8 protein-coding genes are annotated in these 7,522 nt (G+C 70.9%); 2 read left to right on the forward strand and 6 right to left on the reverse strand.

The genetic code is table 11. From position 1 onward, the window contains the following. Window positions 1-37: 37 nt before the first annotated feature. The 6 genes from C1A38_RS07610 to C1A38_RS07635 all read right to left on the reverse strand — a co-directional run bounded on the left by C1A38_RS07610 (window position 38) and on the right by C1A38_RS07635 (window position 5,905). Window positions 38-361, reverse strand: a complete 324-nt coding sequence (locus C1A38_RS07610) for an L-rhamnose mutarotase (RefSeq protein WP_102657122.1) — start codon at window positions 359-361, stop codon at window positions 38-40. Window positions 362-483: 122 nt separating this feature from the next. Further along, window positions 484-1,317 carry a carbohydrate ABC transporter permease gene (locus C1A38_RS07615; protein ID WP_013733402.1) on the reverse strand — a complete coding sequence of 278 codons (834 nt, stop codon included), beginning with the start codon at window positions 1,315-1,317 and terminating at the stop codon, window positions 484-486. Continuing rightward, complete coding sequence (locus tag C1A38_RS07620; protein ID WP_102657135.1) at window positions 1,314-2,273, reverse strand: carbohydrate ABC transporter permease; 960 nt, start codon at window positions 2,271-2,273, stop codon at window positions 1,314-1,316. Before C1A38_RS07620 ends, C1A38_RS07615 begins: the two co-directional genes overlap by 4 nt. A 63-nt stretch (window positions 2,274-2,336) precedes the next feature. Beyond that, complete coding sequence (locus C1A38_RS07625; RefSeq protein WP_233196692.1) at window positions 2,337-3,638, reverse strand: ABC transporter substrate-binding protein; 1,302 nt, start codon at window positions 3,636-3,638, stop codon at window positions 2,337-2,339. Window positions 3,639-3,653: 15 nt separating this feature from the next. Continuing rightward, window positions 3,654-4,658: a Gfo/Idh/MocA family protein gene (locus C1A38_RS07630; protein ID WP_102657124.1), complete on the reverse strand. Its 1,005-nt coding sequence runs from the start codon at window positions 4,656-4,658 to the stop codon at window positions 3,654-3,656. Next, on the reverse strand, window positions 4,655-5,905 hold the full coding sequence (locus tag C1A38_RS07635; RefSeq protein WP_158244865.1) for a M20 metallopeptidase family protein: 1,251 nt from the start codon (window positions 5,903-5,905) through the stop codon (window positions 4,655-4,657). The genes C1A38_RS07630 and C1A38_RS07635 overlap by 4 nt, the downstream gene beginning before the upstream one ends. Window positions 5,906-6,018: 113 nt before the next feature. On the opposite strand from C1A38_RS07635, the gene C1A38_RS07640 reads away from it, so the two are divergent. Together C1A38_RS07640 and C1A38_RS07645 are read left to right on the forward strand one after the other, a co-directional pair. Then, complete coding sequence (locus C1A38_RS07640) at window positions 6,019-6,858, forward strand: amidohydrolase family protein (RefSeq protein ID WP_146017480.1); 840 nt, start codon at window positions 6,019-6,021, stop codon at window positions 6,856-6,858. Between the two features lie 31 nt (window positions 6,859-6,889). Beyond that, window positions 6,890-7,450: an HAD-IA family hydrolase gene (locus C1A38_RS07645; RefSeq protein ID WP_233196693.1), complete on the forward strand. Its 561-nt coding sequence runs from the start codon at window positions 6,890-6,892 to the stop codon at window positions 7,448-7,450. Window positions 7,451-7,522 lie beyond the last annotated feature (72 nt).

Raw genomic sequence — 7,522 nt, forward strand, 5'->3', positions numbered from 1 at the left:
CGAGGACGGGCGATCCGGCGCACCGGCGTTTGAGGGCTCAGCCGGCCAGCGGACGGCCGGGATGGTGGAACACCGGGTACGCCCACAGTGGCTCACCGTCGGCGTCGGCGATCTCGGCGAACAGGTGCGCCAGCGAGGCGCTCCAGCGCGCCTGCACCGACGACGCGCCGGTGACCCGACGGGCGTGGTCGAAGCCCCACCGGGTACGCAGCACGCAGATCAGCAGCAGACCGTGCCGGTAGATGTGGTAGTCGTACATCCCCGCCTCGTCGAGCAGGGCGGCCATCTCCGGCCACAACTCGGCGTGCCGGCGCTCGTACTCGGCCTCCGCCCCCGGGCGCAGGCGGTACAGGTGACACACCTGCGTGCCTGGCCCGCAGGCCGGTCCCGTTCCCGATCCGGTGCCGGGATCGGGGACGGGACCGGCGTGACCCGTGTCCGAACGATGAGGAGTATCCGGGTCGGGGCGGTGCACCGGGTCGCTCACTTGCCGGAGCCGGCGAGCGCGCCGGAGATGAGTTGCCGCTGGAACACCAGGTAGATGATCAGCACCGGCAGCAGGGCCACGATCAGGCCGGCGCTGACCAGCGGCACCGACACGTCGTACTGGCCGCTGAGCAGGGAGACGCCGACCATCAGGGTCTTGGAGTCCGAGCCGCCCATGATGACCAGCGGCAGCAGCAGGTCGTTCCACATCCAGACGAAGTTGAAGATGGCCAGGGCGGCCAGCGCCGGGGTGGCGATCGGGGCGAGCAACCGGAACAGGATGGTGAAGTGTCCGGCGCCGTCGACCCGGGCCGCCTCGATCAACTCGTCGGGCACCTGCTGGAAGTAGCCGGCGAGCTGGTAGGTGCCCAACGGCAGACCGAAGGCCGCGTACGCCAGGATCAGGCCCTGGTACTCCCCGGACATGCCCAGGTCCAGCACCGTCTGGTAGAGCGGGTAGATGATCGCCTGGCTGGGGATGGTCAGAGTGACGATGATGAACAGGAAGACCAGCTTGCCGCCACGGAAACGCAGCTTGGTCACGGTGTACGCGACGAGCATCGCGGCCAGCACCGACAGCACCAGCCCACCGACCGTGGTGATGATCGAGTTGAGCAGCAGTCGGGGCATGTTCATCCGCTTGAACGCCTCGACGTAGTTGTCGAAGGTGATCCCGGACGGCAGTCCGAGCGGATCGCGGGCGAACCCGGTCTGCGTCTTGAGCGAGCTGACCACGGTGAACAGCAGCGGGTAGAGAGCCGCCACCGCGACCACCACCAACGCGAAGACCAACAGGTAGCGCCCGATCTGGGCGGAGTATCGCCGGTTCATCGCGGCTTCCGGGTCCCCTCTTTGAACATGTGCCGCACGCTGAAGACCGAGATCAGGGCGACGAAGACGAACAGGGCGATGCCGATGGCCGAGCCGTAACCCCGGTCGAGGAACTGGAAGGTGGTGAGGAAGACCAGGTACTCGGGAAGCATGGTGGCGTCACCGGGGCCGCCCTGGGTCAGCGCGTAGATCAGCGGGAAGAGCCAGATCAGCACGCCGGAGGCGCAGAGCACGCTCCAGTACGCCACGGTCGGGCGCAGCATCGGCACGACCACGGAGAACAGCCGCCGCCAGAAGCCGGCGCCGTCGAGGTACGCGGCCTCCAGCACCTCGTCGGGAATGGTGGCCAGCCCGGCCAGGTAGGTCATCACACCCAGGCCGAAGAAGCTCCACAGCGCCACCGCGACAAGTGAGAACAGCGCGCTGTTGCGGCCGTTGAGCCATTCGAGGGCCAGCGGTTCCAACCCGACCGTACGCAGCAGGGCGTTTATCGGTCCGTCCGGCGCGAGGATCTGCCGGAACATGATGCCGACGACGATCGGCGCGATGGTGTACGGGATGAAGTAGACGGCCCGGAAGAACTTCCAGCCCGGTGCCCGCTGGTGGATCAGCACCGCCAGCACCAGCGGTACCACGATCCAGACCGGGAGGGTGGCCACCACCAGCAACGCGTTGCGGAAGCTGGCCAGCACCATCGGGTCGTCGAACATGCGGGTGTAGTTGTCGAACCCGGCGAAGGAACTGTCACCGAACCCGCTGGAGGATTCGAAGCTGGTGGTGACGCCCCGCACCAGCGGCACCAGCTTGAAGGTGAACGCCAGGGCCAGTGCCGGCAGGACCAGCAGGGCGCCGAACCACCACTCCCGGGCGTGCCGGAAACGCCGGGTACGGCGTACCGGCGCAGGTGGCGTCGTCGCGGCGGCCGGCTCGGCGGCCGGCGCGGTGGAGATGCTCATCGGGTTGTCCTCCCCCGGGAAGCTGGCGGGTGGGGCGGCGCTGGGCCACCCCACCCGATGCGACTAGTTGCCCTGCTTCTTCGTCGGGCTGCGCTCCAGCGCCTGCTGCATCTGGTCGGCCCACTTGTCGACGGTGAGCTGGCCGAGGGTGACCTGCTGCCAGCCGCGGGCCAGCGCGTCGGCCTCCGGGCCCGACAGCATCACACCGGCGTGCAGGGTCGGCTCGGCGATCAGCTCCTGGATCTTCTTGAAGGCCGGCGACTCCGGCAGCAGCGCCGGGTCCACGTTCTTGTTCAGCGGCTGGCCCTTGGCGTACTTCACCCAGAGCTCGCCGTTCTCCTTGCCGGCCAGCCAGGTGATGAACTTCAGGCCGGCTTCCTTCTTCTCGCTCCACTTGGTCACGCCGTAGACGGCGCCCTCGATGCCGGAGAACTTGCCGGCCAGCGGCGCGGACGGGTTGATGGCCGGCCAGCGGGTGACGCCGAGCTTGTCGTCGCCGAGGGCCTTGCCGAACGCCTCCCAGTTCACCGCGTCGGAGATGATGGTGCCGGCGAAGGCGGCGTCACCGCGCTGGAAGATGTCGGCGCCGTCGGGCAGCATGGTGATCGACGGGGCGTTCTTGTTGGCCCAGCCCTTGGTGGTGATCTCGGCCAGCTTCTCCAGGACCTGGACCAGCTTCGGGTCCTTCCAGGACAGCGTGCCGTTGAGCACGCCGCGGATGTCGTCCTCGGTCAGGTAGTTGCGGGCGATCTCCGGGAAGTCCCAGTACGCCGGGAAGGTGCCGGACAGGCCCAGGGCCAGGCAGGTCTTGCCGGCCTTCTTGACCGCGTCGCAGGCCGCCCCGAACTCGTCCCAGGTGGCCGGCGGGTTCTCCGGGTCGAGCCCGGCCGCGGTCAGCACGTCCTTGTTGTAGTAGAGGACGTTGCCCTGGTAGGAGAAGGGCACGCCGTAGCAGGGCTTGCTGGTGTCGAACTCCTCGCAGGCGCCGCTGTAGGTGACCAGATCCTTGTTGATCTCGGCCGCCTTGTCGCCCAGCGGTGTGTACGCCCCTCGCCTGTCGAACAGCTCCAGGCCGGCGTTGTTGGCCATCACGTCCGGGCCGGACTGCGAGGTGATGTACGGCCCCTGCACCTCGGGGTACTTGTCGAACGGGACCGACTGCAGGTCCAGCTTGATGTCCTGGTGGCTGGCCTCGAAGGTGCTCTTCACCTGCTGCCAGTACTCGGTGCCACCCGGCTCCCAGGTGAGCACCTTGAGGGTCACCGGGCCGTCGGCGGCGTCGTCACCGCCACCGCCACAGGCGGCGAGCAGCGCGGCGGTGGCCACACCGGCGGCGAGGACACCTGTCAATCTACGTCGAAACATCGGCGCAAACTCCTGTCAGGAAAGGGGTTCGGGGGAGATCCGACGAGGCGCGCCACCGGCGGCGGCACTGTCGGCCATGGCCGTGGCGACCTGCACCACGTGCAATCCGTCGGCGAGCGGGACGACCGCCACCGACTCGACGCCGGTCACCTGACCGACGAAGTGGCGCAGTTCGGCGGCGAGTGCACCGCCGCCGTCGACCGGCGACAGCAGCCAGTCCGGCGCCTCGGTCTGCTCGCCCTGGACGAGCAGCGTGGGGTGGCCGAGGTCGACGTGTGCGACCCCGTCGGTGCCGTACACCTCGACCAGGTCCGAGGTGTGGTTGGGCGTGTGTTCAGGCAGGAGGTAGCTGTTGCGGATCGACGACACGACGTCGTTGGCGTGCCGAAGCTCCGCCCACACCAGGACCGGCGTCGCCGATCCGGGTCGGGTCCGGGCCGCCGCGCGGACCTCGACCACCGGCGACTGGGCGTACCAGATGGCCAGGTCGATGTCGTGCACGGCGGTGAGTAGGGCGGGGTGTTCGTCGGGGAAGAGCCGGCTGAGGGTGCGCGGCCGGTCCCGGCGCGACGAGATGGCCAGCACCTGACCGAGTCGGCCGGCGCGGACCGCGTCGTAGAGCGCCCGGTGCGGTGCGCTGTGCCGCAGGATGTGTCCCGGCTGGCAGAGCACCCCGTGGGTGCGGGCCGCGGCGACGATGGCCTCGGCGTCGGCGACCGTCGCCGCGAGGGGCTTCTCCACCAGGACCGGCACGCCGGCGGCGAGCAGCGTGACCGCGACGTCGCGGTGCGCGGGGCCGGGCACGCAGACCGAGGCCGCCTGCGGCGTCCCGGCGGCGAGCAGTTCCTCGACCGTGCCGAAGGTACGGGCCACGTCGTGCTCGGCGGCGACCTGCTGCCGTACGCCCGGGTCCGGGTCGACAAGCGCGGTCACCGGCACCCCGAGGGACCGGTACGCGGCGACGTGCCGCAGCCCGAAGGCCCCCGCGCCGATCACGGCGACCTCGACCCGCTGGCTCATGCCGCCACCGCCGCGCTGTCGGTGTCGCTGTCGGTGTCGTCCGCGGCGGCGGCCGGGGTCGGCACGGACGCGGTGGCCGGGGCGACGAGTCGACCGTCCAGGACGGCCCGGGTGAGCCGCTCCAGGGCGTTCACGCCGTATTCGAGGCACCGCTCGTCGACGTCGAAGGAACCGGAGTGCAGGGACGCGCCGCCCCGCTCGCCGGTGACGCCGAGCTTGACGTACAGGCTGGGGCCGAGCGCGCCGAGCAGCGCGAAGTCGTCGGTGGTCAGCGGCGGCACCGCGAGGTCGACCACCTCCACCAGGCCGGGCAGTTCGGCGTGGGCCAGCGCGACGAGTTCGGCCGCGTTGCGTACCGGGGGCATCTCGTTGGCCCAGGTGAAGCGGATGCCGAGGTCGAGCGCGGCGGCCTGCTGGCGGGCGACCCGCTCGATGACCACCTTGAGCCGTTCGCGGGTGCCCTCGTCGAGGGTCCGCAGGGTGCCGGTGGCCTCGGCGTACGCGGCGACCTGGCTCTGGCTGGCGCCGCCGGAGATGGTGCCGATGTTGAAGGCCACCAGTTCGTCGGCGTTGCGGGACCGGGCGACCGCGGCGTGCAGCATGTTCACGATGCCGCTGAGGCCGAGGATGGCGTCGCGGCCCAGCGCCGGGGTGGCGGCGTGCGCGGCCCGGCCGAGCACCTCGATGCGGAAGGCGTCCTTGGCCGCCATCGCCGTGTGGCGGTCCACGCCCAGCGTGCCGACCCGCAGATCCGGCCAGCAGTGCAGGCCGAGTACGGCGTCGAAGCGGCGACCGCTCAGGGCCTCGTGCAGAAGCGCGGCGGCGGCACCGGAGGCCTCGCCGAAGGGGATCTCCTCGGCCGGTTGGAACAGTACGGCGACCGAGCCCCGAGCCGGTGGCGCGGCGGCGAGCCGGGCGGCCACCCCGTAGGCGACGGTCATGTGCACGTCGTGTCCGCAGGCGTGGCAGACCCCGGGGTTGGTGGAGGCGTACGGCTCGGTCTTGGCGTCCTGGACCGGATAGGCATCCATATCGGCCCGAAGGAGGACCGTCGGCCCCGGAAGCGCACCTTCGAGCTCCAGGAGCAGGCCGGTGCCGGCGATGCCGGTGTGCACCCGACCGAACGGCTGGAGCTTCCCGGCCAGCGTCTCGGCCGTCTGATGCTCGGCAAACCGCAGCTCCGGGTGGCGATGAAGCTGACGCCGCAGCCGTACCAGCTCATCGACCCCGTCGTGTACCAGCTCCACCCAGCCCACTCCTCGCTCGCGGCCTGCAATCCGGACCTAATTGAGACAAGAACCTAAAGCCGGGGGGCGGCCACGTCAATAACCAGGCCAGATTTGGGTTATCGTCCGTGACCATGGACCTCGCTGACGCCCACCTGCACCTGTTCGCCAACGGCTACCCGGGCCGCTACGGACGCTCCCCCGCCGGCGCCGAGGAGCTGGCCGCATATCAGGACATCCGCCGCGTGCACGGCATCGATCGGGCGCTGGTGGTGGGCTACGAGGGCGAGGCACACTTCGCCGGCAACAACGACTACCTGGCCTCGCTCGTCGGCAGCCATCCCTGGATCGCCCCGGTCGCCTACGTCCCACCAGATGGGCCGGCAGACGGCCAACTGGCCCGCTTGTGGGCAGCCGGATTCGTGGGCGTCTCCGCCTACCTCGCCGACACCGCGCAGGCCGACCGTTTCGCCGCCTGGCTGACCACGGCGGCCCCGCAGCTCACCGCCGCCCGGGCGCTGCTCAGCCTCAACGCCACCCCGGCCGCCACCGCCCGGCTCGGCACCGCCCTGGCCGGGTTGGACGCCTGCCCGGTGCTGTTCAGCCACCTCGGACTGCCCGGCAGCCACCCCACTCCCCCGTCCCCGCAGCAGGCGGCCGAGACGCTGGCGCCGCTGCTCGACCTGGCCCGGCTGCCGCAGGTCGGGGTGAAGGTGTCCGGCCTCTACGCGGTCAGCGAGCCCACGCACGCCTGGCCGCACGCCGCCGCCCGGCCCTTCGTCGACCTGCTGCTGGAGCACTTCGGCAGCCGACGGCTCTACTGGGGCTCGGACTTCCCGCCCAGCCTGGACCACGTCTCGTTCAGCCAGACCCTGGAGCCGGTCGGCCTGGCGCAACTCTCCCGCACTGAGCAGGCCGACATCTTCGGCGCAAACCTGCGGCGCGCCCTCGACGACGTCCAGGCGGCACGCTGATGACGGCGATCCGGGCGGTCCTGCTCGACCTGTGGTGGCCGCCGAGCGGCTGCTCACCGCAGCGCAGGCCCGCACGTACGCGCTGCTCTCCGAGGAGCTGACCGCGCTGATGCCGACGGTGGCGGCCGTGGGCCCGTACACCCATGTGCTGGTCGGCGACTGCCGAGAGACGCTCGACTACCCGGCGTTGGACGAGGCGTTCCGGGCGGTCCGCGCCGGCGCGGAACTGGTGGCGTTGCAGCGCGGCCGGTACTTCAAGCGCGCCGACGGCGACCACATCGACACCGGCGCGGTGGTCGCGGCGATCGAGTACGCCGCCGGGGTCACCGCCTGGGTGCTCGGCAAGCCGGCGCCGGACTTCTTCCGGCTGGCCGCCACCTCGCTGGGCGTCGAGACCGCCGAGTGCCTGGTGGTCGGCGACGACGCCACCACGGACGTTGCCGGTGGCCGGGCCGCCGGACTTCCGACCGTGCAGGTGCGCACCGGCAAGTACGCCGACCAGCGCGCCGAGGGGCTCACCGGCGACGCCGACCACGAGGTGGACTCGGTGGCGGATCTGCCCGCGCTGCTGCGGCGACTGACCGCCGACTGACCGAGGGCGGGCTCGGCCTGTTGCCGAGCCCGCCCGGTCCTACGTCATCGGTGGGACTGTGTCACCTGGTCA

The organism is Verrucosispora sp. ts21 (assembly GCF_002879555.1).
In the GTDB taxonomy this organism is placed as follows: Bacteria; Actinomycetota; Actinomycetes; order Mycobacteriales; family Micromonosporaceae; genus Micromonospora; species Micromonospora gifhornensis.

Excerpts from the sequence above, each read along its gene's own strand:
- C1A38_RS07630 (WP_102657124.1), bottom strand. The coding sequence starts at position 4,658 with ATGAGCCAGCGGGTCGAGGTCGCCGTGATCGGCGCGGGGGCCTTCGGG.
- C1A38_RS07640 (WP_146017480.1), top strand. The coding sequence starts at position 6,019 with ATGGACCTCGCTGACGCCCACCTGCACCTGTTCGCCAACGGCTACCCG.
- C1A38_RS07620 (WP_102657135.1), bottom strand. The coding sequence starts at position 2,273 with ATGAGCATCTCCACCGCGCCGGCCGCCGAGCCGGCCGCCGCGACGACG.
- C1A38_RS07615 (WP_013733402.1), bottom strand. The coding sequence starts at position 1,317 with ATGAACCGGCGATACTCCGCCCAGATCGGGCGCTACCTGTTGGTCTTC.
- C1A38_RS07625 (WP_233196692.1), bottom strand. The coding sequence starts at position 3,638 with ATGTTTCGACGTAGATTGACAGGTGTCCTCGCCGCCGGTGTGGCCACC.